The sequence below is a fragment of the Pseudomonas sp. WS 5412 genome, assembly GCF_012985615.1.
Lineage (GTDB): Bacteria > Pseudomonadota > Gammaproteobacteria > Pseudomonadales > Pseudomonadaceae > Aquipseudomonas > Aquipseudomonas shahriarae.
On sequence record NZ_JAARMB010000006.1, the window covers coordinates 185720 to 207828 of the forward strand.

A 22109-nucleotide genomic window follows, 5' to 3' on the forward strand; every position below is an offset into this window, starting at 1 on the left:
TCCTTTCGCGTAATACTGACGTGCCAGTGTGTATGCGACTGTGAGCTTAGTTCAGGGTTCCACCTTCATCTGAGTGATTTACAGGCCTGCGATGATGCGGTTCTACGCGATAAGATGTTGGTCCATGCCGGCGCGGAACGCCCTCAATGCTCAAGACCTTAGCGGTAGCCAATTACCGCTCGATCAATAAATTGGTGGTACCGCTGGATCGGCTGAACCTGATCACCGGCCCCAATGGCAGCGGCAAGTCCAACCTGTACCGCGCCTTGCGCCTGCTGGCAGAAACCGCCCAGGGCGGCGTGATCAATGCGCTGGCCCGTGAAGGGGGCCTGGATTCGACGTTCTGGGCCGGCCCCGAAAACGTCAGCCGGCGCATGCTCAATGGCGAAATCCCGGTACAAGGCAGCGTGGCCCTAGGCGCCAAGCGCTTGCGCCTGGGCTTTGCCGGGGAGGATTTCAGCTACGCGATTTCCCTGGGCTTGCCAGTACCCAGCTCGTCGTATTTTTCCCTCGACCCCGAGATCAAGAAGGAATGCATCTGGGCCGGTCACGTCTATCGCCCGGCCAGCCTGCTGGTGCAGCGCTCCGGGGCGATGGTGCACGCCCGAGACGGGCAGGCCTGGGATGTGCTGGCCCAGCACACGCCGAACTACCACAGCCTGTTCGACCAGGTCGGCAGCCTGCGCGGCTCGCCGGAAGTGCTGATGCTGCGCGAAAGCATTCGTGGCTGGCGCTTCTACGATCACTTTCGCAGCGACGCCGATGCACCTGTGCGCCAGCCGCAACTGGGTACGCGCACGCCGGTGCTGCATCACGATGGCCGCGACCTCGCGGCCGCGTTGCAGACCATCCGCGAAATCGGCAACCCCGAGGCATTACAGCAGGCGGTGAGTGATGCGTTTCCCGGCGCACGCCTGCATATCGAGCCGTTGCAGGGCGGACGTTTTGCCATTGAGTTTTATCAGGAAGGCTTGCTGCGGCCACTGTCGGCGGCAGAGTTATCGGACGGCACCTTGCGTTACCTGCTGCTGATCGCCGCCCTGCTGACGCCACGCCCGCCGACGATGATGGTACTCAACGAACCGGAAACCAGCCTGCACCCGGACCTGTTGCCGGCCTTGGCGCGCCTGATTATCCAGGCATCAAAGCACTGCCAGGTGTGGGTGGTGTCCCATGCCAGCCGCTTGATTGCGGCGTTGCAGCAGGATGAGGGATGCAATTCGATTGTGCTGGAGAAGGTGCTGGGGCAGACGCAGATTGTGGGGCAGCGGGTGTTGGATGAGCCGGCCTGGCATTGGCCTCAGTAAGCGGCGTCTGTACTGCCGCCATCGCGAGCAAACCCGCTCCCACATTTGATTAGTGAATACATGCAAATGTGGGAGCGGGCTTGCTCGCGATGGCAGTAGATCAAACAACACAGAGGCCGGGGATCAACCCTGCCACTTACCCCCTTCAACAATCACACTCTCAGGCTTGGTCTCATCGCTCAGTTCTTTGCGCACGTACTGGTCATACAGCTTGAGCAAGAACTTCTCTTCGCCCAACTTCGCCAATTCGGCATTCACCCAGTCGCGCAGTTCGATATTGCCCTTCTTCACTGCCGGCGCAATCGGTGCTTCATCACCCAGTTTCTGTTCGAGCACGCGGTAGCCCGGGTTCTGTTTGGCCCAGCTGAACAGCACCAGGTTGTCCTGGGCATAGGCATCGCCACGCCCAGCCGAGAGGGCTTGTAGCGACTCGGTGTTTTTCTCGAACTTGAGCAGTTTCCAGTCCGGGTGGTTCTTGGTCAGCCAGATATCGGCAGTGGTGCCGGTGGTGACGATGGTGGTGCGGGTCGCCAGGTCGTCGAGGCTTTTGACCACGCTGTCGTTAGGCACCAGGGCCTGGACCGCGACTTTCAGGTTGGGGTTGGTGAACTCCACCGCTTCCTTGCGCTCCGGGGTCACGGTCATGTTGGCGAGGATCAGGTCGACCTTGTCGCTCTGCAGGAACGGGATGCGGCTGGCCGGTTCCACGGCCACGAACTCGACCTTGTTCTCGTCGCCCAGCAGGTCCTTGGCAAACCGGCGGCCGATATCGGTATCGAAGCCGACGTAGCGTCCGGCTTCATCGACAAAGCCAAACGGCGGCTTGTCGGTAAACACGCCGACAATCAGCTTGTCGCGAGCCTTGATCTTGTCGATATAACTCACCGCCGCCGGCGCGGCAGCGGCGGGTTTGGCCGGTTCTTCAGTTTTGTTGCAGCCGGCCAGTAAGGCCAGGCCGAGCAGCGGCAGTAACAACTTGGCAGTTTTCATGACAGCTCCAGTTCCTTGATTTTCTTGGGCAGTGTTGAAACAAACGAGAATTTCTCGAGGAACTGCTGCGCGCGTGCGGTCTGCGGGTTCGTAAAGAAGGCCTCGGGGGTGTTGTGTTCGAGGATGCGGCCGGCCTCCATAAACACCACGCGGTCGGCGACGGCGCGGGCGAAGGCCATTTCGTGGGTAACGATCAGCAGGGTCATGCCATCGCGGGCCAGGCCCTGAATCACTTCCAGCACCTCCTTGACCATTTCCGGGTCGAGGGCGGCGGTGACTTCATCAAACAGCATGACCTGGGGGTTCATGCACAGCGAACGGACGATGGCGATGCGTTGCTGCTGGCCGCCCGAGAGCTGGCGCGGGAAGGCATCGCGCTTGTCGGCGAGCCCCACCCGCTCCAACAGTTTTTGCGCCTGCTCGCGGGCTTCGCGGGGCTCGCGCTTTTGTACTTTCAGCGGGCCCAGCAGGATGTTGTCGAGCACGCTCATATGGGGGAACAGGTGGTAACTCTGGAACACCATGCCCACGTCCTGGCGCACCTGGCGCCAGTCGGTGTGTTTATCCAACAGCTGTTTGCCGGCAAAGCGCAGGCTGCCGCTGTGGGCCACTTCCAGGCCATTGAGGCAGCGCAGCAAGGTGCTTTTGCCGCAGCCGCTGGGGCCGAGGATCACCAGCACTTCGCCGCTTTGCACCCTCAGGTCGATGCCATTGAGCACCTGCTGTTCGCCGAAGAATTTATTGAAACCCTGGAACTCGATCAATGCGCTCATGCTTGGGCCCAGCGCCGTTCCAGCACCTTGGAGGCGGCCGACAACGGGTAGCAGATAAAGAAGAAAAACAGGAACAGCGCGCCGTAGATCAATACCGACTCATAGGTGCGCTCGATGATTTGCTGGCCGACCTTGATCACATCCACTACGCCGATCAGCACCGCCAGGGAGCTGGTCTTGATGATCCGCGTGTAGACGTTGATGGTCGGCGGCGTCATGCGCTTGAGCGCCTGGGGCAGCAGCACGTAGCCGTAGAGCTGCGGCGCCGACAAGCCAATCGACAGCCCCGCCTCCCGCTGCCCGCGCGGCAGCGAATGCAAGGCCCCGCGCACCACTTCGCCCACTTCACTGGCGCCCCACAGCGACAACACCAGCACCGCGCACCAGAAACTGGGGATGCTCAGACCGGTGAAAATCGGCAGACCAAAAAACAGCAGATACAGCCACACCAGCACCGGAATCGCGCGGAACAACTCCAGGTAAATGCGCAGCAACAGGTTGATCGCGCGCACATTCAAGGTGCGCAGCACCCCATACAGCACCCCGCCAATCGTGCTGAAGGCGATGCTCAAAAACGAAATCGACAGGGTTTGCGCAGCGCCCTTGCCCAGTTGCGGCAACGACACCCACAACAACTCAAGACCCGAACTGGCCATGCTGGAGCCTCCTTTCCAGACGGCTGAGCAGCAGCGACAGCGGCAAAAACAGCAGCACGCAAATCAGCGTGAGCACGGCGAGCATTTCGTAAGTCTTGTAGTAGAGGGCGATGTAGCTTTTGGTGGTGTAGAGAATCTCTGGCACCGCCACTGCCGAAACCACCGTGGTTTCCTTGAGCAAAAAAATGAAATTGGCGAACAGCGCCGGCAGGCTGAGGATCCCGGCCTGGGGCAGGATCACATGGCGCAGCAACTGCCAGTCGGACAGGCCGATGGACTTGCCCGACTCGATCTGCGCCAGCGGCACGGCTTCCACACCGGCGCGCAGCACTTCGGTGAGGTAGGCGCCGCCCAAAAAGGTCATGGTGATGATCGCCGCCCAGAACCCGGAGATATTCAAGCCCAGGGCCGGCAAGGCGAAGTACACGAAGAACAGCTGGATCAGCAGCGGCGTGTTACGCGCCAGTTCCACATACAGCGCCACCAGGCGCGACAGGTAGGGCGTGCGAAACACCAGCAGGGCCGCGTTGATCAGCGCCACCAGCAGCGAGGTGCCAATGGCGATCAAGCCCACTTGCAGGGTTACCCCCACGGCTTTGAGAAACGCCGGCAGGGTGCTGAGGATAAACGCGTAGTCTAAGGTCATTTCAAGTCCTGGGCGCCGCAGGGGTAATGCGGCGTAAACGCAGTCCGGTTCGACGCGGTAACGTCGGCAGACGCTGACTTTAAAGGTATAAAAACCAAAATTTAAATACCGAAATAGCATATTGATATCACCCAAAAAGCTAACCTGCGGATTCGCCGGGATGGCAGGTGACAGCTATTGTTCTGGGGGATGTAGGAAGGGTCTTTTTTCAGCGCTGAACCACAAGGAAGGACAGCGCATGGCCAGACTGAGGGCCATTTAACCAGCGAGGGAATGACAGATGAACGAGGCGAAACCGATTGATCCGCAGGACTTGGTGAAGTGGCTGGTGGCGCTGCGGCGGGCGATCAACCGCCGGGATTCAGAGGCATAACACCAACCCAATGTGGGAGCAGGCTTGTGTGGGAGCTGGCTTGCCTGCGATGCAGACACCTCGGTTTATCAGTATTACCGAGGTGATGCTATCGCAGGCAAGCCAGCTCCCACACAAGCTCAGCTCCCACATTTCTTGAAGGGGGTTTGGCAAATCAGAACGCCGGCAAGACCGCGCCGCTGTATTTCTTCTCGATGAAGGCTTTGACTTCAGGGCTGGTCAGGGCCTTGGACAGTTTCTGGATCGCGACGCTGTCCTTGTTGTCTGGACGAGCCACCAGATAGTTCACGTACGGCGAGTCGGCGCCTTCAATGATCAGTGCATCCTTGGCTGGGTTCAGGCCGGCTTCCAGGGCGTAGTTGGTGTTGATCATGTCCAGGTCAACCTGGTCCAGGACGCGCGGCAGCAGGGCCGATTCCAGCTCCTTGAACTTCAGGTTCTTCGGGTTGCTGGCGATATCCTTGGGCGTGGACAGGGCGTTTTTCGGGTCCTTCAGGGTAATCAGGCCGGCCTTTTGCAGCAGCAACAGGGCGCGACCGCTGTTGGAGCCTTCGTTGGGAATGGCCACGGTGGCGCCGTCTTTCAGGTCTTCAAGCTTTGTGACTTTCTTCGAGTAGCCGCCAAACGGTTCTACGTGCACGCCAATCACGGTGACCAGGTTGGTGCCTTTACCCTTGTTGAAGTTTTCCAGGTACGGCAGGGTCTGGAAGTAGTTGGCGTCCAGGCGCTTCTCGGCCACTTGCACGTTCGGTTGCACGTAGTCGGTGAAGACCTTGATTTCCAGGTCCACGCCTTCTTTGGCCAGGGTCGGCTTGATCAGCTCAAGGATCTCGGCGTGCGGCACCGGCGTGGCCGCGATCACCAGTTTTTCGTTGGCTTGAGCGATACCGGCAGTCAGGGCAGCCGCCAGGGCGGTGAACAACAGAACCTTTTTCATGCAGTGTCCTTAATCGAAAATCCGGGACGTCGGTGACGGCCACTTCTTATGGGGGTGCCAGCGATGTGCTATCGCGGCGTGGAATGGACAATACCGATATTTTTTATTCCCGAACAATACCTTTTATTCACGTTGATATTCCATTTTGTTCATACAGAGCCCAAGCCCCGAAACAGACGCGTCAACGCTGCGCGCTCGACTTCGCTGCCGCTGCTCAGGATCTGTCGCACCTGCTGCTCAATCTGCGCCACCGACGCCACCGGCAGGTTCAGATGCTCCGGCAGGATCTCATCGCCACTGCTGACCAGCAGCGCAAAGTGGATCACGTTCTCCAGCTCCCGCGTATTGCCCGGCCAGCTGTGTTGCTCCAGCAGCCGCTGCGCGTCCTCACTGATCAGCGGCACCGGCAAGTCCAGGCGCTGGCTGTAGATGCCCAGGAAGTACTCGGCCAGGGACAGGATGTCGCCTACGCGCTCGCGCAGCGCCGGCAGCTCCAGTTGGCCTTCGCTGAGGTAATGGAATAGGCGCTCGTGGAACTTGCCGACGGCCACGGCCTGGGCCAGGTCGATGCTGGTGGCGGCGACCAGGCGCACATCCACCGGGCTCGGTTGATGCGCCCCTACGCGGGTGACTTCGTGGTTTTCCAGGGCGGCGAGCAGCTTGATCTGGATCGGCAGCGGCAAGTCGCCGATCTCATCGAGGTACAAGGTGCCGCCGTTGGCCGAGCCGAACCAACCGGCCCGGCTGCTGGCCGCGCCGCTGTGGCTGCCGGCGGCATAGCCGAACAGTTCGGCATCGGCATAAGTCGGGCTGATCGCACCGCAGTTGACCGACACAAACAAGCCGCTGCGGTCACTGCCGCGATGGACATGGCGCGCCAGCAGCTCTTTACCGCTGCCGGTTTCGCCGCGAATCAGTACGGGCAAGGCACGCGGGGCCAGGCTTTCGAGGTCTTCGCGCAGTTGCCGGGAACGGGGGTCGACAAATACCAGCGCCTTGGCGCGGATGCTCAAGGGGCTTTTTTCGGCGTCGGGGAAGGTCAGCAACGGCTGGCCGAAGGTTTCATGCAGGCTCATGGCAGGCTCCCGCCCCGTTTCCATTCAAGGGACGGGGCGTTGAAAAGGTATTAGGCGCGGCGTCGGGAGTGATGCTCCAGACGGTTTTGCAGGCGATAGAGGTAGGCGAAACCCTGCTCCCAGCGCTGGTGGCCGGACTTCACGTTGATATGCCCGGCACCTGCGAGAATCCCGGCTTCAGCCCCCCAGTTACGCGCCAGCTCCAGGGCCCGAGGGGCGCTGACCGCACTGTCGTTGTCGGAGCTGACGACCTGGCTGGGAAACGGCAACAGGTCACGGGGAATCGGTGCAAAGTTGCGCAAAGCCGGCGCACACGCCGGGCGCTCGACATCTGCCGGGGCCACCAGCAAGGCCCCACGCACCTGGCGCAGGAACTGCAACGGCGCGCTGGCCGCCCAGTGCGCCACCGTGATGCAACCCAGGCTGTGGGCGATAAGAATCACCGGGGTACTGTCGGCCGCAATGGCTTCGGCCAGGGCCGCCACCCAGTCTTCACGGCGCGGGGTCAACCAGTCGGCCTGCTCCACCCGGGCGCTGTTGGGCAGGCTGTTCTGCCAATGGGTTTGCCAATGATCTTCTGGCGATCCTTGCCAGCCCGGCACGATCAGGTAACGGATCAACTCGCTGTGCATGGGTGTGCCCTCCTGCAGCGTTTAACGTTGCTGACCAGTATAGGGACGGGGCATATATTCGTTAAGGAATAAGAAGCTATTTATTAATAACCAAAAACACAATCACTTCAATAAAGCCGGGGTCTTCAGGTACGCGGCGTTGGCTGAAGACCCCGGCGCCGGCAGGGGAAAACCGAGGCTCATCGGTGGAACTTCCGGCGGCACAATCGGCAGTACCGGCACCGGTCTCTGGCTGACCCAGTAGATCACCGCGCCATGCAGCGCCAGCGTCAACAGGCCCACTAAAATGCCTTCACGGCGGCTTCAGGATGCTTTACGCGCCTGCAAAATATTCCTCAAAGGCATGCCTCAGCGCGGGTTGGCCTCGCATAAATCCCACAATTGCCCCTGCAGGCTCTGCCCCGCCGCCCCCATCCCATTGCGCCCATACAACGCCAGCCGCACGCCCTGCACCGCGGGCAAACCACTGTCGGCGCCGAGCACCACATGCCCGGCCTGCACCACTCGCTCAGGCAGCAGGCTGATGCCCAACCCCGCCGCCACCGCCGAACACACACTGGCCAGGCTCGCGCTGGAATAGCCAATGCGCCAGCGCCAGCCACCGACCTCCAGATGCTGGAGCATTTCATTGCGGTACAGACCGCCCACCGGGAACGCCACCAAGGGCAATGGGTCGCGGCCCAGGGCCGGCATGTGGCGACTGTCGACCCAGCACAACGGCTCCGGCCAGGAGGCCAGGCAGTCGTCGCTGTCGCCCATCTGCTTGACCAGCAACACATCGAACTCACCGCCGCGATACTGGCGCAGCAGCGCCGGCCCCAGACCGCTGGTGACCTCCAGGCGCACCCGTGGATAGGCAACGACAAACGCCGAGAGCAACGGCATCAGGCGCTCGGCGGCGAAGTCTTCGGGCACGCCCAGGCGCAGCACGCCGTCGCTCTGCTGGTTGATCAGCACATCGGCGGCTTCTTCGTTGAGTGCCAGGATGCGCCGTGCATAGGCCAGCAAGCGCTCGCCCTCGACCGTCGCCACCACCCGGCGCTGATCGCGGTCGAGCAAGCGGCAGCCGACACTGTCTTCCAGACGGCGCAATTGCTGGCTGACCGTGGATTGGGTCAAGTGCAGGCGTTCGGCGGCGCGGGTGAAATTCGCACAATCGACAACGGCGACAAAACTGCGCAACAGCACGGGGTCGAACATGGGCACCACCATCTCATTTGCCACTGGTTGGCATGGTTATATTTAATTTCAGAATACCCCAGGCGGTGGCCATACTTCGCGTTCATTGCACTGAAGCGAGGTTCCCATGGCATGGCCCATTCCTTTCAAAACCGCCGTGCTGGCGCTGGGGTTGATGGTGGCGAGTAGCGCCATGGCGGCCGATAAAGATCTGCTCGACGCCGTGCGCGGCGGGCAGTTGGCACAGGTCGAACAGTTGCTGGCCAAGGGCGTTGACCTTGATGTCCGCGCCATTGATGGCAGCACCCCGCTGTTGCTGGCCACCCAGGCCAATCGCATCGACATCGCCCGCGCCCTGATCGAAGCCGGGGCTGATGTGAACCGCAAGAACCTGATGCAAGACAGCCCCTACCTGCTGGCCGGCGCCAGCGGCCACGATCAGATCCTGGCCATGACCCTGGCCCATGGCGCCGATCTCAAGAGCACCAATCGCTACGGTGGCACCGCCCTCATTCCTGCCTGTGAGCGCGGGCACGTGCAAACCGTGCGCCTGCTGATCGACGCTGGAGTCGACGTCAACCACGTCAACCGCCTGGGCTGGACCGGCCTGATGGAAGCCATCGTGCTCTCGGACGGCGGGCCGCCGCATCAGCAAATCGTCGCCATGCTGATCGCTGCCGGCGCCGACGTGAACCTGCCCGACCGCGACGGCGTCAGCCCACTGCAACAGGCGCAAAAACGTGGTCAGGTCGCCATCGCCCAACGCCTGCAAGCAGCAGGTGCGCAATGAGTTCACAGAGCGATCAAGCCTGGCTGCAGCGCGCCGTGGCCCTGGCGCAGGACAACGTGGCCCAGGGTGGACGGCCGTTTGGCGCCGTCCTGGTCAAGGACGGTGCAGTGCTGGTGGAAGCGGTCAACCAGATCCACCTCGACCAGGACCCCACCGCCCATGCCGAGATGCTCGCCATGCGCCGCGCCAGCCAACAGCTCGGTACGCGCCTTGAAGGCTGTGTGATCTACGCCAGCGGCCAGCCGTGCCCGATGTGCCTGGGCGCGATGTACCTGTGCGGCGTGTCCCGCGTGGTGTTTGCCGCGAGCAATGAAATGGCGGCACCTTTTGGCCTGTCGACCGCAGCGATTTACCAACAGATGAGCCTGCCATTGACCGCCCAGCAACTGCCCGTCGAGCACCTGCCGGTGCCGGCCATGCAAGCCCTTTACCGCCAATGGAAGACCCTGCATGACCCTGAATAAATCCCTCGCCGGCTGGGGCCTGCTGGTCGTGCTGGGCCTCAACCTGCGGCCGATCCTCAGCTCTATCAGCCCGTTGCTCGGGGAAATCCGCCTGGCCACCGGCTTGAGTTTCCAGAGCAGTGCCCTGCTCACCAGCCTGCCGGTGGTGTGCATGGGTTTGGTGGCGCTGGTGGGCATCCGCGTCGAAGCGCAGTTGGGCGAGCGGCGCGGGATTGCCCTGGGCTTGATGATGATCCTGCTGGCGTGCCTGGCGCGCTGGCTGCTGGGTCAGGCACCGGCGCTGCTGGCCACGGCCTTGCTGGGCGGGGCCGGGGTGGCGCTGATCCAGGCGCTGGTGCCGGCGATGATCAAGCGCCAGTTCCACCACCGGGTGCCGCTGGCGATGGGGGTGTATTCGGCCTCGTTGATGGGGGGCGGTGGCTTGGCGGCGCTGCTCAGCCCGCTGGTGGCCAGCCATTTCCAGCACTGGCAGGCCGGCCTCGGCATCTGGCTGCTGCCGGCGCTCGGCGCGTTGCTGCTGTGGGCATGGCTGCCGTTGGGCGCGGCGAAAAACCTGCAGGCGACGGCGCCGCTCAAGGGCCTGCGCAATCGCCGTGCCTGGTTGCTGGCGCTGTATTTCGGCCTGGTGAATTGCGGGTACATGAGCATGGTGGCGTGGCTGCCGGCGTACTACCAGCAACTGGGTTGGGGCGTGCTGCCCAGCGGCTCGCTGCTGGCGTTCATGACGATTTTCCAGGTGATCGCCGCACTGTTGATGCCGGCGCTGGCGCAACGCGGTATCGACCGCAGGCCCTTGCTGACCATCAGCCTGCTGGCCCAGACCGTGGGCTACCTCGGCCTGCTGCTGGCGCCGCTGCAATACCCGCACCTGTGGGTGGCGCTGATCGGCTTCGGCCTGGGGGCGTGCTTTGCCCTGAGCCTGCTGTTGACCCTGGACCATCGCCGCGACCCACGGGAAGCCGGGCAACTGGCGGCATTCGTGCAGGGCGTGGGTTTTCTGATCAATGCTGTGTCGCCATGGATGACCGGTTGGCTGCGCGAACTCACCGGCAGTTTTGTCAGCGCCTGGGTGGTGCTGGCCGTGACGGTGATCGCGATGCTGATGGTGACCCGGGTCTTCAGCCCGGCCACCTACCGCAGCGCCACCGTCCCTGGCTAGAAGTCGTAGCGCGCCAGGTGCACGATGAACACACCGTCACCGGTTGGGAGCTGTTCGGGCGCCGGGCGATTCGCCAGGGGCAGTGGAAGGCGGTGTACATCCCCGGGCCCTTGGGGCCGGCGACCTGGCAGCTGTATGACTTGGGCAGGGATCCCGGAGAGATCCATGACCTGGCGTCGAGCCAGCCGGAAAAGCTGGCGACCTTGATTGGCCATTGGCAACAGTATGTGGAGGAGACCGGGGTGGTGCTGAGTGCTTCGCCGTTTCAGCCGGACTGAGGTTATTTAGTGCCTGGGAGGGCCCTTTCGCGAGCAAGCCCGCTCCCACATTTGACCGAGTACATTCTTTGGAATGTGGTCGGATGTGGGAGCGGGCTTGCTCGCGAAAGGGCCGCTACAGGCACCGCCTACCCCTGCGCCATCTCCCGCAACCGCTGGGCATCGAGTATCTCAATCTCCCCATACCCCAACCGCACAACGCCCTGCTCTTGCAACGCCTTGAGCAGCGCATTGGTGGTCTGGCGCGACACCCCCAGCATCGCCGCCAAATCCTCCTGCGCCAATTGCACCACACGCCGCGAGCCGTCGATCTCGCCATAACCCTCGGCAATCATCCACAACCGATGGGCCACCCGCACCGACGCGGGCGCAAGGCTCAACTGCTCGATATTGATAAAGGTCAGCCGCAACTTCTGGCTCATCAACAACGCCATGTCCCGCCAATAGGCCGGGCTTTGCGCAAGCAAGTGCAGGATCGCCGACTGCGGGACCTGCAACAGCGTGCAAGGCCCGACCGCACAAGCGTCGTGGGTGCGTGGCAGGCCGTCGAACACGGCGATTTCGCCAAACCAGAAAGGCGCTTGCGCCAGGCTCAACAACGCTTCCTTGCCCTGCTCGTTCACCGCGCTGATGCGCAGGCTGCCATCGAGCACCGCATACAAGCCGCACGGTGGGTCGCCGCGCTTGAACAGCACCTGCCCCGCCGCCAGCTGCCGCACGCGGGCGTTGGCCAGCAAGCTATGCTGCAAGGGAGCAGGCAGATGGCGGTACCAGTGGCCGCTGGACAGGCGCCCATGCCAAGACTCTGCGTCCATGAGAACTCCAAAGATTGTCGCCCAGTTGACAGTTTGTCGCAGTCCTACAGGGCATGATCAAGCATCCTACAGGAGGAATAACAATGAAAAGCCTCGTCGACCATCTGAGCCAATACGCCGCCTACCACCGCGACCCCCGCAACATCGCCAGCCACTTTATCGGCATCCCCATGATCGTGGTGGCCGTCGCCGTGCTGCTGTCACGCCCCGAATGGCAAGTGACCGGCCTGTGGCTGTCACCGGCGGTGCTGCTGGCACTGTTTTCTGCGGGGTTCTACCTGCGCCTGGAACTGGCGCTGGGGGTGTTGATGAGCGTGCTGATGGGCCTGTCGGTGTGGGCCGGGCATGTGCTGGCGGCGCAAAGCACGCTGGTGTGGCTCAGCAGTGGTATCGGCCTGTTTGTGCTGGGCTGGGTGATCCAGTTTGTCGGCCACTACTACGAGGGGCGCAAGCCTGCGTTCGTCGATGACGTGTCCGGGCTGATCGTGGGGCCGTTGTTTGTGGTGGCGGAGCTGGCGTTTCTGCTGGGGTTGCGCCATGAGCTCAAGCGGCAGATTGAAGAGCGGGCGGGGCCGGTGCGCGCGCGTCACAAGAACGCCACGGTCTGAGAAGCACCGGTAATCCAAATGTGGGAGCGGGCTTGCTCGCGAAAGCGGTGGTTCAGTCGGTACATCCAGTGACTGACACTGCGCGTTCGCGAGCAAGCCCGCTCCCACAGATTTTTTGCAATTTTTTTAAGCCTTTTGCCAGACCTTGGGCTTGAAGAACAACGTCTCGCCCCGCGCCAGCCCGGTCAGGCTGTCGTGATCCTTCACCACTTCCGCTTCGATCAGTTCGCTCTGGCCTTCGACCTTCAGCGTGACCCGCGTGGTGGCGCCCAGCGGGCGGATGTCGCGCACTTGCGCAGCATGGTGGTCTTCCAGTTCATGGCGTGACAACGACACTTCGTGGGGGCGGAACAGCAGGTGCTGGTCTTCACCCAGGTGCAGGCGGTTGGAGTCGCCGAGGAAGTGATAGACGAAATCGCTGGCCGGGTTTTCGTAGACGTCGCCCGGTGAGCCGATCTGCTCGATCACGCCTTTGTTCATCACCACGATGCGGTCGGCGACTTCCATGGCTTCTTCCTGGTCGTGGGTCACGAACACCGAGGTCAGGTTGATGTCCTCGTGCAGGCGTGCCAGCCAGCGGCGCAGTTCCTTGCGGACCTTGGCGTCCAGGGCGCCGAAAGGCTCGTCGAGCAGCAGTACCTTGGGCTCCACCGCCAGGGCACGGGCCAGGGCGATCCGCTGGCGCTGGCCGCCGGAGAGTTGTTCCGGGTAGCGATCCGACAGCCAGTCCAGTTGCACCATGTTCAGCAGTTCGTGGACCTTGGCGGCGATCTGGGTTTCGTTCGGGCGCTGGTTCTTCGGCTTCATGCGCAGGCCGAAGGCGACGTTGTCGAACACGGTCATGTGGCGGAACAGCGCGTAGTGCTGGAACACAAAGCCGACGTTGCGATCACGCACATCGTGGCCGGACACGTCTTCACCGTGGAACACGATGCTCCCGGCATCCGGGGTTTCCAGGCCGGCAATGATGCGCAGCAAGGTGGTCTTGCCGCAGCCGGAGGGGCCAAGCAAAGCCACCAGCTCGCCACTCTGGATATCCAGGTTGATGCTGTCCAGGGCCTTGAAGGCGTTGAAGTTCTTGCTGACGTTACGGACTTCGATCGACATGACTTATTCCTCAGCCGCACCGGCGCGCAGGCGGTTAATACGGTTCTCGCTCCACTGCTTGAGCAGCAGGATGAAGAGCGCCAGGATCAGCAACAGACTCGCCACCGCAAACGCGGCGACGTGGTTGTATTCGTTGTAGAGAATCTCGACGTGCAGCGGCAGGGTGTTGGTCACGCCGCGAATGTGCCCGGACACCACCGACACCGCGCCAAACTCACCCATCGCCCGCGCGGTACACAGCACCACGCCGTAGATCAGGCCCCACTTGATGTTGGGCACGGTGACATGCCAGAACATCTGCCAGCCATTGGCGCCCAGCAGGCGTGCGGCTTCTTCTTCCTGGGTGCCCTGCTCCTGCATCAGCGGGATCAGTTCACGGGCCACGAACGGCACGGTGACGAAGATCGTCGCCAGCACGATGCCCGGCAAGGCGAAGACGATCTGGATATCGTGATCCTGCAGCCACGGGCCGAAGAACCCCTGGGCACCGAACATCAGCACATAGACCAGACCGGCGATGACCGGCGAGACCGAGAACGGCAGGTCGATCAGGGTCACCAGCATGCTTTTGCCACGGAATGAGTACTTGCTCACGCACCAGGCCGCACTGACGCCGAATACCAGGTTGAGCGGCACCGAAATCAGCACCGCAATCACCGTCAGCTTCAAGGCCGACAGCGCGTCCGGCTCGAAGATCGCGGCGAAGAACGCGCCCAGGCCGAGCTTGAGGCCCTGGGACACCACGATAAACAGCGGCAACAGCAGGAACAAAGCGAAGATCAGCCAGCCAAGGCCGATCAGGATGCGTCGCGACACCGCACTGCCACGGCGGGCAGCATTGGCCGAAGACGCGGCGGAAATAGACGATTGGGACATGTTCCGCGCCTCCTTATGGGTGTTCGATGCGCCGCTGCAACAAGTTGATCAGCAGCAGCAGGACAAAGGAAACCACCAGCATCAGCACGCCGATGGAGGTAGCGCCGGTGTAGTCGTATTGGTCGAGCTTGACCATGATCAGCAGCGGCAGGATCTCGGTTTTCATCGGCATGTTACCGGCGATGAAAATCACCGAACCGTACTCACCCACACCTCGGGCGAACGCCAGGGCGAACCCGGTCAGCCAGGCCGGCAGCAGCGCCGGCACGAGGATGTAGCGAAACACCTGCCAGGGCTTGGCGCCCAGGCAGGCGGCGGCTTCTTCGATTTCCCGGGGGATATCGGCCAGCACCGGCTGCACCGTACGCACCACGAAAGGCAGCGTGACGAAGGTCAGGGCCAGGGTGATGCCCAGCGGGGTGTAGGCGATCTTGAAGCCCATGTCGGTGGCGAACTGGCCGACCAGGCCGGACGGCGCGTACAGCGCAGTCAGCGCAATACCGGCCACGGCGGTGGGCAGGGCAAACGGCAGGTCGATCATCGCGTCGATGATCTTGCGCCCAGGGAAGGTGTAGCGCACCAGCACCCACGCCAGCAGCGTACCGATCACGCCGTTGATCAGCGCGGCATACAGGGCGGTACTGAAGCTCAACTTCAAGGCTGCCCAGACCCGCGGCGCCGAGATGATGGCCCAGAACTGATCCCAGGTGAGTTGGGCGGCGTGGACGAACATGGCCGCCAGCGGTATGAGCACAATCAGGCTGAGGTACACCAAGGTGTAGCCCAGCGTCAGCCCGAAGCCGGGTATGACGGGGGAGATACGACGCGACATAAAAGTCCTTGGTTAACAGTTCAATACCACTGCAGGAACGAACTCATGTGGGAGCGGGCTTGCTCGCGAAAGCGGTGTGCCAGTCAACGCATTTAGTGACTGACATACCGCTTTCGCGAGTAAGCCCGCTCCCACACAAGCCGCATTCCACAGGGAGGCCGTGTTGGTTATTGGGCAGTGTAGATCTGGTCGAACACGCCACCGTCGTTGAAGAATTTCGGTTGGGCAGTTTTCCAGCCGCCGAAGTCTTTGTCGATAGTCACCAGCTCCAGTTTCGGGAACTGCTGGGCGTACTTGGCGGCCACATCCTTGTCACGCGGGCGGTAGAAGTTCTTCGCCGCGATTTCCTGGCCAGCCGGGCTGTACAGGTGGTTGAGGTACGCCGTAGCGATTTCGGTGTTGCCCTTTTTCTCGGCGTTCTTGTCGACCACGGCCACGGGCGGCTCGGCGAGGATCGACAGGGACGGCACGATGATGTCGAACTTGTCAGCGCCGCCATCTTCCTTGAGGGCCAGGAACGCTTCGTTTTCCCAGGCCAGCAACACGTCACCCTGACCGTTGTTGACGAAGGTGATGGTCGAACCGCGCGCACCGGTGTCGAGGATCGGCACGTGCTTGAACAGCGCTTTCACGTATTCCTGGGCCTTGGCTTCGCTGCCACCGGCCTTGAGGCCATAGGCCCAGGCGGCGAGGAAGTTCCAGCGGGCGCCGCCGGAGGTTTTCGGGTTCGGCGTGATCACCGAGACGTCGTTCTTGATCAAGTCGCCCCAGTCCTTGATGCCCTTGGGGTTGCCCTTGCGCACCAGGAACACGATGGTCGAGGTGTATGGCGTGCTGGCTTCAGGCAGGCGGGTCTGCCAGTTCTCTGGCAGGGTCTTGCCCAGCTTGGCGATTTCGTCGATGTCGCCGGCCAGGGCCAGGGTCACCACGTCGGCGCGCAGGCCGTCGATCACCGCCCGGCCTTGCTTGCCCGAACCACCGTGGGATTGCTGGATCTTGACGTTGTCGCCAGGGTGCGCCTTTTTCCAGAAACTGGTGAATTCGGCGTTGTACTCCTGGTACAGCTCACGGGTCGGATCGTAGGAAACGTTAAGCAGCTCGTAATCCTTGGCCACTGCGGAACCGGCAAACACGGCGCTGGCGAGGGCGGCCAGGGCGTAACGGCGAATCGACGACATAGACAAGCTCCTGAAATTCTTGGGTGTTGGCTTTTCTTATAAGTACGGGTCCTGCAATCGAAGCGCCGTCTTGGCTCAGCTCGTTTTGTTGCCCGGGCTCTGCAAGCGGAATTTCTCTTTACGTTCGATCTGCACCACTTGGGCGTTGTGTACGGTGATTTCCACTGCGCCGAAACGCAGGTCACGCAATGCGCTTTGGATCTCGCGCAAAATGGCTGCTTCGTCCTGGCCGTCAACGCTGCGTAGAGATGCGCTCATGGTCGTGCTCCTGAAATGAGAAGTGCCTGGCAGTGGCGGCACTGCTTGCGGCGTGAGGGCGATAGTAGATAAGCGCGGATATTCTTAAAAATACTATTTAAGAATGTTTATATAACCAGAAAGAATTTTCAGGCAGGACACGACGTTAAGGCGTGCGCAGATAAAAATGTGGGAGCGGGCTTGCCCGCGATGACGGAGTGTCAGCCAGTAAATCTGGCACTGATACACCGCTATCGCGGGCAAGCCCGCTCCCACATTTTTTATTGCATTCCAACCCCGGGGGGTGGGGTTAGTGGATGGCGGGGGCTAGGGCCCAATCAATCTCTGCCGCCAGCATCGGCCGGCCAAACCAGTAGCCCTGGCCCAGGTCGCATTGGTGATTCAACAGGAACCGCGCCTGTTCCATCTGCTCGATACCCTCGGCTTGCACCTGCATACCCATGCTCTGCGCCAGGGCGATGACTACCCGCACAATCGCCGCATCGTCTTCATCCCACGGCAGGCCGGCGACGAAGCCCTGGTCGATTTTCAGCTTCTGCACCGGCAACCGCTTGAGGCGCAGCAGTGACGAATAGCCAGTGCCGAAGTCGTCGATAGCCAGGCTCAGGCCCAGTTCGCGCAGGCGGTGCAGTTGTTCCAGGGCCACTTCCGGGTCGTCCATCACTGCGCTTTCGGTGACTTCCAGTTCCAGCTTCGCCGGGTCCAGGCCGGTGTCGTGCAGCACCTTGGCCACCTGCTCGAACAATTCGTGGCGGGCAAACAGGCGGCTGGAGATATTGACCGCCATAAAGGACAGGTTCTTGCCGTCTGCCAGCCACTGGCACATCTGGCGACAGGCCTGCTCCATGACCCAGCCGTCAATCTCGGCGATCAACCCGGTGCGTTCGGCAATCGGGATAAATTCTGCCGGTGACACCAGGCCGCGCAGCGGGTGCTGCCAGCGCACCAGGGCTTCCACACCAATCATCCGGCTGGTTTGCAGGTCGTGGACCGGCTGGTAGTAGACCCGCAGCTCTTGCTGATCGAGGGCGCGACGCAGCTCATTGCCGATCTCGATCCGGTGCTGGGCGTGGGCGGTCAGTTCCTCGGTGTACAGGGCGTAGCCTTCGCGCCCGGAACTCTTGGCCTTGAACAACGCGGAGTCGGCGTTGCGCAGCAGCTGTTCGGCACTCAGGGCATCGCTGGGGAACAGGCTGATGCCGATACTGACGCTGACAAACAGCTGGTGGCCGTTGAACACGAACGGCTGCTTCATGCTGTCAATGATGCGCTGGGCCAGGGCGGCCGCCTGGACCACCTGTGGACAACTTTCCGCCAGCACCGCGAACTCATCGCCACCCAGGCGCGCCAAAGTCACGCCGGGACCGAACAAGCCCTGCAGGCGCTCGCCCACAGCCTTGAGCAACTGGTCGCCTACATTGTGACCCAGGCTGTCGTTGATGATCTTGAAGTGGTCCAGATCCAGCATCAACAGCGCACAGCCACGCTTGTGAATCTGCGCCGAGGCCAGCGCCTGCTCGGCGCGGTCGGTGAACAACAGGCGGTTGGGCAGGTCGGTCAACGGGTCGTGGTGGGCCAGGTGCGCCAGTTCGTGCTCGGAGTGCTTGATGGCGCTGATGTCAGAAAACACCGCCACGTAATGGCTGACCCGGCCCTGGTCATCGTGGATGACACGGATGGTTTGCCACTGTGGATAAATTTCCCCGCTTTTACGGCGGTTCCAGATCTCGCCGCTCCACTCGCCCTCTTGGTTGAGGGCGCGAAACATCTGCTCATAAAAATCCGGCGAATGGCGCCCGGACTTGAACAGGCTCGGCTGGTGGCCCATCACGTCTTCCACCTGGTAACCGGTGATTTCAATAAACGCGCGGTTGACGTGGACTATCTGCCCGCGGGCGTCGGTGACCAGCACCCCTTCGCGGGTGCAATCGAACACCGCCGCCGCCTGGCGCAGGCGCTCGCGATTTTCCGTCAAGGGTTGCTGGATGCGATGGGCCCGCGCACTGCGGGCGCACAACAGGAAAATAAACAGGGCGCTGAGGGTCACCCACAGATAGCCGCGCAGCATCTGCCAGTGAATCATTTCCTTGGGTTCATCGATAAAATTGTTAAATACCTGCTGACTGAGCTGTATCCACAAGACCGAAAGCAACAAGTACACCAGCCCTGCACGTAGGGCACCTCGGTATGAAAGCAGCATATGACTAGTAATCCTTACTAAAAAACAGAATCGCCCTACAGAGGCTGCGGATTATAGGACAAGTAACATCTCGTCACTCCTATCTGAAAGGGTGACTGGTTTTATCTGTAGGCTAAGTGATAATGCGTCAGTTGTTCTTATCTTTATCTGAGGGCCATACAGCCTATGTGGTACAACGGTTTTCTTGACTTGTCAGCCTGGCAACTGGTGGCAGTCACTCTGTTGATGACCCACGTGACCATTATCGGTGTCACGGTCTATCTACACCGCTATTCAGCCCACCGCTCCCTGGAGCTCAATGCTGGCCTGAAACACTTCTTTCGCTTCTGGCTGTGGCTGACCACGGCGCAGAATACTCGCGAATGGACCGCTATCCACCGCAAACACCACGCCAAGTGCGAAACCGTCGACGATCCCCACAGCCCGGTGATCAAGGGCCTGTCCACGGTCCTGCGCAAAGGTGCCGAGCTGTACCGCGCCGAGGCGGAAAACCCCGAGACCCTGCGCATCTACGGCAAGAACTGCCCGGACGACTGGATCGAACGCAAGCTCTATACCCGCTATCCGCTGCTGGGCGTGGCCCTCATGGGCGTTATCGACGTGCTGCTGTTCGGCACCATCGGCATCACCATCTGGGCGATCCAGATGATGTGGATCCCGTTCTGGGCCGCCGGCGTGATCAACGGCCTGGGGCATGCCATCGGTTATCGCAACTTCGAATGCCGCGACGCGGCGACCAACCTGGTGCCGTGGGGCATCATCGTCGGTGGCGAAGAGCTGCATAACAATCATCACACCTACCCCAACTCCGCCAAACTGTCGGTGAAGAAGTGGGAATTCGACCTGGGCTGGGCCTGGATCCAAGTGTTCAGCTTCCTGCGCCTGGCCAAGGTGCAGCGCGTGGCGCCGATTGCCCATCGAGTGGAAGGCAAGGGCCACCTGGACATGGACACCGCCATGGCGATCCTCAACAACCGCTTCCAGATCATGGCCCAGTACCGCAAGTTGGTGATTGCGCCGCTGGTCAAGCAGGAGCTGGAGAAGGTCGATCATTCGGTACGCCACCAGTTCCACCGGGCCAAGCGCCTGCTGTCACGGGAAACCAGTCTGCTGGATGAGCGCCACCATGTGCGCATCCAGAGCATGCTGGAGCACAGCCAGGCCTTGAAGGTGATCTACGAAAAGCGCCTGGCGCTGCAACAGATCTGGCTCAAGACCAGCAGCAACGGGCATGACATGCTCGCGGCCATCAAGGAGTGGGTGCACGAGGCCGAGGCCAGCGGGATCCAATCCCTGCGCGACTTTGCCCACCAGTTGAAAACCTACTCGTTGCGCCCCGCAAACGCCTAGGTGTTGCAGGAGCCGGGAGGACGCCCAGTCCTTACCGGCTCCACAGTTTTTTGGCGCCATTTCACAGTCACCGAACATTCCGTCTCAATCGCGACTGATAACGGAACTTAGCTGCAATTCCCCTCTCTCAAACAACACTTCGCCATCCTGGCGGGCCTTGTTTTGACTGCTGTTCAATGCTGCGGCATGTCCAGAGAGAATTGTGCCGATGGTCCACGAAACGGACTCCCCGATCCCCACCACACCTGACTCAACGGATACGTCACGGCCGGCTGCCGCTACCTTGCTGGCGTTGATGCATGCCCAGGGCGAAGTGGAGCGTCTGAGCCAGCGTGAACAGCTGTTGAGCTCGCTGCTGGTCAGTGTGAACGCCGTGCTCTGGGCCATCGAGTGGGAGACCCGCCGCGTGCTGTACGTAAGCCCGGCCTATGAGCGCATCTTCGGGCGCTCGGCCAGCCTACTGTTGGCCGAGCACCGTGGCTGGCGCGACAGCATCCACCCTGAAGACCAGCATTACGCCGAGCACAGCCTGGCCCAGGTGCTGGAGCTGGGGGCGGTCGAGAATCGCCAGTACCGCATCATCACCGCAGACGGGCAGATCCGCTGGCTCAGCGACAAGTGCTTTACCAACCAACAGGCCACCCCAGGGAAACCGTTGATTGTGGTGGGCATCGCTGAGGACATCACCGAAAAAAAGCACCTGGAACTCGAGCTGCAGCGCCTGGCCACCACCGACGTGCTAACCCGCAGCAGCAACCGTCGCCATTTCTTCGAGTGCGCCCATCACGAATTCGAACGTGCCTGCACCCAAGGCCTGCCCCTGGCCTTCCTGTTGCTGGATATAGATAACTTCAAGGCCATCAACGACACCTACGGCCACCTGGAGGGCGATCAGGTGTTATTGCGTATCGCCGAGAGCGGCCGCGGGGTATTGCGCCGTGGCGACCTGTTCGGGCGCATTGGCGGCGAGGAATTTGCTGCAGTGCTGCCGGGGTGCGAACCGGAAAGGGCCATGCAGGTCGCCGAACGCCTGGGGCAGGAAGTGCGCCAACTGGAATTCAGCCATGACGGCCGGCCCTATGGCGTGACCGTCAGCCAGGGTCTGGCCAGCCTCACCGGCGCAGATGCTACCCTGGATAGCCTGTTCGCCCGGGCTGATGCGGCCATGTATGAAGCCAAGCGCCAGGGCAAGAACCGGGTGATTGTCGGCTGAATGCCTGCCCTTTCACGGCCCTAAAAAATAGCGCCTGGACCACCGCCATCGCGGGCAAGCCCGCTCCCACAGGGGATCTCGACCAGACTGGGAATTCTGGATACCCCACAAACCCCATGTGGGATCTCGACCAGGCAGGGAGTTCTGGATACTCCACAAACCCCATGTGGGAGCTCGACCAGGCTGGGAGTTCTGGATACCCCGCAAACCTCATGTGGGAGCTCGACCAGGCTGGGAGTTCTGGATACTCAACAAACCCCATGTGGGAGCTCGACCAGGCTGGGAGTTCTGGATACCCCACAAAACCCATATGGGAGCTCGACCAGGCTGGGAATTCTGGATACCCCACAAACCCCATGTGGGAGCTCGACCAGGCTGGGAGTTCTGGACACACCACAAATCAAATGTGGGA

Annotated in this window: 23 protein-coding genes and 1 pseudogene; 8 read left to right on the forward strand and 16 right to left on the reverse strand. The window is 61.6% G+C overall.

Annotated features, from left to right (window positions below; all coding sequences use genetic code 11):
• The first annotated feature begins 146 nt into the window (after positions 1-146).
• On the forward strand, positions 147-1307 hold the full coding sequence (locus HBR94_RS10960) for an AAA family ATPase (protein ID WP_170044776.1): 1161 nt from the start codon (positions 147-149) through the stop codon (positions 1305-1307).
• 123 nt (positions 1308-1430) lie between these two features.
• Here the strand turns inward: HBR94_RS10960 and HBR94_RS10965 are convergent, their stop codons facing one another.
• The 9 genes from HBR94_RS10965 to HBR94_RS11005 all read right to left on the reverse strand — a co-directional run bounded on the left by HBR94_RS10965 (position 1431) and on the right by HBR94_RS11005 (position 8590).
• Positions 1431-2297: a transporter substrate-binding domain-containing protein gene (locus HBR94_RS10965; RefSeq protein WP_057437024.1), complete on the reverse strand. Its 867-nt coding sequence runs from the start codon at positions 2295-2297 to the stop codon at positions 1431-1433.
• The gene (locus tag HBR94_RS10970) at positions 2294-3070 is read right to left on the reverse strand and encodes an amino acid ABC transporter ATP-binding protein (RefSeq protein WP_115127139.1); all 777 of its coding nucleotides are present in this window, start codon (positions 3068-3070) and stop codon (positions 2294-2296) included. The genes HBR94_RS10965 and HBR94_RS10970 overlap by 4 nt, the downstream gene beginning before the upstream one ends.
• On the reverse strand, positions 3067-3726 hold the full coding sequence (locus HBR94_RS10975) for an amino acid ABC transporter permease (RefSeq protein ID WP_057437022.1): 660 nt from the start codon (positions 3724-3726) through the stop codon (positions 3067-3069). The genes HBR94_RS10970 and HBR94_RS10975 overlap by 4 nt, the downstream gene beginning before the upstream one ends.
• Complete coding sequence (locus HBR94_RS10980; protein WP_057437020.1) at positions 3707-4372, reverse strand: amino acid ABC transporter permease; 666 nt, start codon at positions 4370-4372, stop codon at positions 3707-3709. Before HBR94_RS10980 ends, HBR94_RS10975 begins: the two co-directional genes overlap by 20 nt.
• A gap of 527 nt (positions 4373-4899) precedes the next feature.
• Complete coding sequence (locus tag HBR94_RS10985) at positions 4900-5682, reverse strand: MetQ/NlpA family ABC transporter substrate-binding protein (RefSeq protein WP_170044777.1); 783 nt, start codon at positions 5680-5682, stop codon at positions 4900-4902.
• A 149-nt stretch (positions 5683-5831) separates the two neighbouring features.
• Positions 5832-6758, reverse strand: a complete 927-nt coding sequence (locus HBR94_RS10990; RefSeq protein WP_057957978.1) for a sigma 54-interacting transcriptional regulator — start codon at positions 6756-6758, stop codon at positions 5832-5834.
• A 50-nt stretch (positions 6759-6808) separates the two neighbouring features.
• On the reverse strand, positions 6809-7390 hold the full coding sequence (locus HBR94_RS10995; protein WP_032856553.1) for an alpha/beta hydrolase: 582 nt from the start codon (positions 7388-7390) through the stop codon (positions 6809-6811).
• Between the two features lie 102 nt (positions 7391-7492).
• Entirely contained in the window at positions 7493-7672 is a 180-nt protein-coding gene (locus HBR94_RS11000; RefSeq protein WP_057437013.1) for a hypothetical protein, read from the reverse strand.
• A gap of 66 nt (positions 7673-7738) precedes the next feature.
• The gene (locus HBR94_RS11005) at positions 7739-8590 is read right to left on the reverse strand and encodes a LysR substrate-binding domain-containing protein (RefSeq protein WP_057437668.1); all 852 of its coding nucleotides are present in this window, start codon (positions 8588-8590) and stop codon (positions 7739-7741) included.
• A gap of 154 nt (positions 8591-8744) precedes the next feature.
• Between HBR94_RS11005 and HBR94_RS11010 the strand changes: the two genes are divergently transcribed.
• The 4 genes and pseudogenes from HBR94_RS11010 to HBR94_RS11025 form a co-directional block, all read left to right on the forward strand.
• Positions 8745-9359, forward strand: coding sequence for an ankyrin repeat domain-containing protein (locus HBR94_RS11010; RefSeq protein WP_225923862.1), 615 nt, complete (start codon positions 8745-8747; stop codon positions 9357-9359).
• Positions 9356-9823 carry a nucleoside deaminase gene (locus tag HBR94_RS11015; RefSeq protein WP_057437009.1) on the forward strand — a complete coding sequence of 156 codons (468 nt, stop codon included), beginning with the start codon at positions 9356-9358 and terminating at the stop codon, positions 9821-9823. Before HBR94_RS11010 ends, HBR94_RS11015 begins: the two co-directional genes overlap by 4 nt.
• Complete coding sequence (locus HBR94_RS11020) at positions 9810-10982, forward strand: CynX/NimT family MFS transporter (protein WP_057437007.1); 1173 nt, start codon at positions 9810-9812, stop codon at positions 10980-10982. The genes HBR94_RS11015 and HBR94_RS11020 overlap by 14 nt, the downstream gene beginning before the upstream one ends.
• Positions 10983-11002: 20 nt before the next feature.
• A pseudogene (locus tag HBR94_RS11025) lies at positions 11003-11260 on the forward strand (arylsulfatase); the annotation flags it as partial.
• A 128-nt stretch (positions 11261-11388) separates the two neighbouring features.
• Here the strand turns inward: HBR94_RS11025 and HBR94_RS11030 are convergent.
• Positions 11389-12075, reverse strand: coding sequence for a Crp/Fnr family transcriptional regulator (locus HBR94_RS11030; protein WP_057957973.1), 687 nt, complete (start codon positions 12073-12075; stop codon positions 11389-11391).
• An 83-nt stretch (positions 12076-12158) separates the two neighbouring features.
• Between HBR94_RS11030 and HBR94_RS11035 the strand changes: the two genes are divergently transcribed.
• Positions 12159-12683 (forward strand): Mpo1-like protein, encoded by a 525-nt coding sequence (locus HBR94_RS11035; protein ID WP_170044778.1) that lies wholly within the window; start codon positions 12159-12161, stop codon positions 12681-12683.
• A gap of 126 nt (positions 12684-12809) precedes the next feature.
• On the opposite strand, the gene HBR94_RS11040 is transcribed toward HBR94_RS11035, so the two are convergent.
• The 6 genes from HBR94_RS11040 to dibA form a co-directional block, all read right to left on the reverse strand.
• The gene (locus tag HBR94_RS11040; protein ID WP_057436996.1) at positions 12810-13790 is read right to left on the reverse strand and encodes a sulfate ABC transporter ATP-binding protein; all 981 of its coding nucleotides are present in this window, start codon (positions 13788-13790) and stop codon (positions 12810-12812) included.
• Positions 13791-13793: 3 nt separating this feature from the next.
• Positions 13794-14666, reverse strand: coding sequence for a sulfate ABC transporter permease subunit CysW (gene cysW, locus HBR94_RS11045; protein ID WP_029299486.1), 873 nt, complete (start codon positions 14664-14666; stop codon positions 13794-13796).
• Between the two features lie 13 nt (positions 14667-14679).
• Positions 14680-15498 (reverse strand): sulfate ABC transporter permease subunit CysT, encoded by an 819-nt coding sequence (gene cysT / locus HBR94_RS11050; RefSeq protein ID WP_057436992.1) that lies wholly within the window; start codon positions 15496-15498, stop codon positions 14680-14682.
• A 167-nt stretch (positions 15499-15665) separates the two neighbouring features.
• Positions 15666-16676 carry a sulfate ABC transporter substrate-binding protein gene (locus tag HBR94_RS11055; protein WP_057436990.1) on the reverse strand — a complete coding sequence of 337 codons (1011 nt, stop codon included), beginning with the start codon at positions 16674-16676 and terminating at the stop codon, positions 15666-15668.
• 75 nt (positions 16677-16751) lie between these two features.
• Complete coding sequence (gene oscA, locus HBR94_RS11060; protein ID WP_057436988.1) at positions 16752-16934, reverse strand: sulfur starvation response protein OscA; 183 nt, start codon at positions 16932-16934, stop codon at positions 16752-16754.
• A 289-nt stretch (positions 16935-17223) separates the two neighbouring features.
• Entirely contained in the window at positions 17224-19134 is a 1911-nt protein-coding gene (gene dibA, locus HBR94_RS11065; protein WP_170044779.1) for a phosphodiesterase DibA, read from the reverse strand.
• 165 nt (positions 19135-19299) lie between these two features.
• On the opposite strand from dibA, the gene desA reads away from it, so the two are divergent.
• Together desA and HBR94_RS11075 are read left to right on the forward strand one after the other, a co-directional pair.
• Positions 19300-20484 carry a delta-9 fatty acid desaturase DesA gene (gene desA, locus HBR94_RS11070; RefSeq protein WP_057436984.1) on the forward strand — a complete coding sequence of 395 codons (1185 nt, stop codon included), beginning with the start codon at positions 19300-19302 and terminating at the stop codon, positions 20482-20484.
• Positions 20485-20692: 208 nt separating this feature from the next.
• Positions 20693-21697 (forward strand): sensor domain-containing diguanylate cyclase, encoded by a 1005-nt coding sequence (locus tag HBR94_RS11075; protein WP_057436982.1) that lies wholly within the window; start codon positions 20693-20695, stop codon positions 21695-21697.
• The last annotated feature ends 412 nt before the right edge of the window (positions 21698-22109 follow it).

Excerpts from the sequence above, each read along its gene's own strand:
- HBR94_RS11075 (WP_057436982.1), top strand. The coding sequence starts at position 20,693 with ATGGTCCACGAAACGGACTCCCCGATCCCCACCACACCTGACTCAACG.
- dibA (WP_170044779.1), bottom strand. The coding sequence starts at position 19,134 with ATGCTGCTTTCATACCGAGGTGCCCTACGTGCAGGGCTGGTGTACTTG.
- HBR94_RS10970 (WP_115127139.1), bottom strand. The coding sequence starts at position 3,070 with ATGAGCGCATTGATCGAGTTCCAGGGTTTCAATAAATTCTTCGGCGAA.
- HBR94_RS11055 (WP_057436990.1), bottom strand. The coding sequence starts at position 16,676 with ATGTCGTCGATTCGCCGTTACGCCCTGGCCGCCCTCGCCAGCGCCGTG.
- HBR94_RS10965 (WP_057437024.1), bottom strand. The coding sequence starts at position 2,297 with ATGAAAACTGCCAAGTTGTTACTGCCGCTGCTCGGCCTGGCCTTACTG.
- oscA (WP_057436988.1), bottom strand. The coding sequence starts at position 16,934 with ATGAGCGCATCTCTACGCAGCGTTGACGGCCAGGACGAAGCAGCCATT.
- HBR94_RS10995 (WP_032856553.1), bottom strand. The coding sequence starts at position 7,390 with ATGCACAGCGAGTTGATCCGTTACCTGATCGTGCCGGGCTGGCAAGGA.
- HBR94_RS11020 (WP_057437007.1), top strand. The coding sequence starts at position 9,810 with ATGACCCTGAATAAATCCCTCGCCGGCTGGGGCCTGCTGGTCGTGCTG.
- HBR94_RS10960 (WP_170044776.1), top strand. The coding sequence starts at position 147 with ATGCTCAAGACCTTAGCGGTAGCCAATTACCGCTCGATCAATAAATTG.
- HBR94_RS11040 (WP_057436996.1), bottom strand. The coding sequence starts at position 13,790 with ATGTCGATCGAAGTCCGTAACGTCAGCAAGAACTTCAACGCCTTCAAG.
- HBR94_RS11005 (WP_057437668.1), bottom strand. The coding sequence starts at position 8,590 with ATGTTCGACCCCGTGCTGTTGCGCAGTTTTGTCGCCGTTGTCGATTGT.
- HBR94_RS10980 (WP_057437020.1), bottom strand. The coding sequence starts at position 4,372 with ATGACCTTAGACTACGCGTTTATCCTCAGCACCCTGCCGGCGTTTCTC.
- cysT (WP_057436992.1), bottom strand. The coding sequence starts at position 15,498 with ATGTCGCGTCGTATCTCCCCCGTCATACCCGGCTTCGGGCTGACGCTG.
- HBR94_RS11035 (WP_170044778.1), top strand. The coding sequence starts at position 12,159 with ATGAAAAGCCTCGTCGACCATCTGAGCCAATACGCCGCCTACCACCGC.
- HBR94_RS11010 (WP_225923862.1), top strand. The coding sequence starts at position 8,745 with ATGGTGGCGAGTAGCGCCATGGCGGCCGATAAAGATCTGCTCGACGCC.
- HBR94_RS10975 (WP_057437022.1), bottom strand. The coding sequence starts at position 3,726 with ATGGCCAGTTCGGGTCTTGAGTTGTTGTGGGTGTCGTTGCCGCAACTG.
- HBR94_RS11015 (WP_057437009.1), top strand. The coding sequence starts at position 9,356 with ATGAGTTCACAGAGCGATCAAGCCTGGCTGCAGCGCGCCGTGGCCCTG.
- cysW (WP_029299486.1), bottom strand. The coding sequence starts at position 14,666 with ATGTCCCAATCGTCTATTTCCGCCGCGTCTTCGGCCAATGCTGCCCGC.
- HBR94_RS11030 (WP_057957973.1), bottom strand. The coding sequence starts at position 12,075 with ATGGACGCAGAGTCTTGGCATGGGCGCCTGTCCAGCGGCCACTGGTAC.
- HBR94_RS10990 (WP_057957978.1), bottom strand. The coding sequence starts at position 6,758 with ATGAGCCTGCATGAAACCTTCGGCCAGCCGTTGCTGACCTTCCCCGAC.
- desA (WP_057436984.1), top strand. The coding sequence starts at position 19,300 with ATGTGGTACAACGGTTTTCTTGACTTGTCAGCCTGGCAACTGGTGGCA.
- HBR94_RS10985 (WP_170044777.1), bottom strand. The coding sequence starts at position 5,682 with ATGAAAAAGGTTCTGTTGTTCACCGCCCTGGCGGCTGCCCTGACTGCC.